General features: G+C 44.0%; 3 protein-coding genes. All 3 read right to left on the bottom strand.

From position 1 onward, the window contains the following. Nucleotides 1–283: 283 nt before the first annotated feature. On the bottom strand, nucleotides 284–565 hold the full coding sequence (locus tag Q0369_RS03355; RefSeq protein WP_298095981.1) for a type II toxin-antitoxin system RelE/ParE family toxin: 282 nt from the start codon (nucleotides 563–565) through the stop codon (nucleotides 284–286). Next, nucleotides 562–813: a hypothetical protein gene (locus Q0369_RS03350; protein WP_298095978.1), complete on the bottom strand. Its 252-nt coding sequence runs from the start codon at nucleotides 811–813 to the stop codon at nucleotides 562–564. Before Q0369_RS03350 ends, Q0369_RS03355 begins: the two co-directional genes overlap by 4 nt. A gap of 101 nt (nucleotides 814–914) precedes the next feature. Then, a complete protein-coding gene (locus tag Q0369_RS03345; RefSeq protein ID WP_298095975.1) occupies nucleotides 915–1,355 on the bottom strand; it encodes a GNAT family N-acetyltransferase in 441 nt (146 codons plus the stop codon). Nucleotides 1,356–1,615: the final 260 nt, after the last annotated feature.

The following is a 1,615-nucleotide window of genomic DNA, read 5'->3' as shown; positions in this document are numbered from 1 at the left end:
GCGAGCGAGAGCCTTAGTAGCGAGATTTCTTTCATATTTTGCCTTTATTTGGGGGCAATTGTAGCCGAAAATTCTTTTAGGTTTGCTTTTATGCAGGGGGGCGAGCGGAGTTGTTTTCGCACGCTGCGCGTAGAATTGAAATTTACGGCGCCCGGCGTGAATATGCGGTGATTTAGCGGGGAGGAGCGGTTGATTTTTTTTGGCGCTGTAGCGGCGGCGAATGAGTGGTTTTAATAAACGGGGCGCGGAATTTAAACGCGGATGTTTTTAAACAGGCGTCAAGCTATCTCAATAAATTTTGCTTAAATATCGCCAGGATAACGATCGTATCGTTGGGTTCGTCTATTAGATATGGGATTACGAAACCCTTAAATATGAAATCTCTAATTTTATCATCGTCAAAGCTTTTTGATCTACGAAATTTGTACGGCATAAAGCCAAGCTCGCCTGCTCGCGTAAAAAGCTCGTTTTTAAAATTTTCCGCCGCATCCTCTGAGTGCTCTGCGATAAATTCTACTATCTTGCTAAGTTGTGCACGAAATCTTTTAGACTGGATTATTTTCAATTTTTCCAGCCCTTGCCTAGCTCATCGAAGCCGCTTAGATCGCCGTTTGCGTATGATTTTAAATCTGCATCCATTCCGCTTTTTATCTCGTCGTAACTTTCGCCGGATTTAAACTCCGATAGAATCGTTTCTGAATTTTTCTCGCCGCTTAGAGTGATCTGTGCGGAGGGATCAATTTTTAAAAAAAGCTTCTTAAAAGTTTCGAGAGTATCGCGATCGACGCCGCTTTGGATCTGCATAGTGATCATTTTGGCTCCTTAAATTTTAGCGATTATAGCAGCTCATAGCTAAATTTAAAATTCCAACCGTTTTAGAACCAAAGCTCATAAAATTTTAAAATTTATGCTCGCTAGATCGAATTTCGCTTCCTCATGTGGATCGTAAAGTGCTCCGACGCGTCCTTAAAGCCGCACTTTTGTAGGAATTCTCCGGCGCCCTCAGCCTTGTGCAGAGGGGTCACGACAAAGGTGGTGGTGTGCGCAAAGCGCTTATTAAAGGCATTTACGAGCGCCGTGCCGATACCGCGCCTTTGATAATCCTTATGAACTATCACGCAGTAAAGATAGCTCGTAGCGAAGTTATCGCGGTCGCAAAACGCCTCCAGCACCCCCACGGTCTTGCCCTGAGTTTTGGCGATCGCCACGTAATCATAGGTGCGCCACACCCTGTATGTCTCGTGCGGCGGAACGGAGGCTGCGTTTTGCTCCGTATCCCAGCCGATCGAGACCATTATCTCATCTAGGTCGCTAGGCTTAAAATCGGCGGAATTTTCTAAAATTTCAAACTCCATCTTCGCTCCTTAATTGAAATAACTTTTCAAATCGCAAGTATATCGCCATAGCTTTAAAACGGCATTAAATATCAATTAGCGGCTCTTTCGGGGAGGTTTAAATTTTAAAATTTAAAGGCGCGGCAGGGCGCGGAGCTTAAATTTAAACCCGAATTTAAAATTCTAACCATTTACCGCAATTTGATATAAACTCGGCAAAATTTTTCCAAGGATCCCCGATGCAAACGCTTGATTTTCACGTCCATCTGCTAAGCAAGGAG

Origin of the sequence: uncultured Campylobacter sp. (assembly GCF_938030685.1) — a bacterium.
Classification (GTDB): Bacteria; Campylobacterota; Campylobacteria; order Campylobacterales; family Campylobacteraceae; genus Campylobacter_B.
This window is presented reverse-complemented; position numbering and strand designations above follow the sequence as displayed.

Coding starts and splice junctions, on each gene's coding strand:
- Q0369_RS03350 (WP_298095978.1), bottom strand. CDS start 813: ATGATCACTATGCAGATCCAAAGCGGCGTCGATCGCGATACTCTCGAA.
- Q0369_RS03345 (WP_298095975.1), bottom strand. CDS start 1,355: ATGGAGTTTGAAATTTTAGAAAATTCCGCCGATTTTAAGCCTAGCGAC.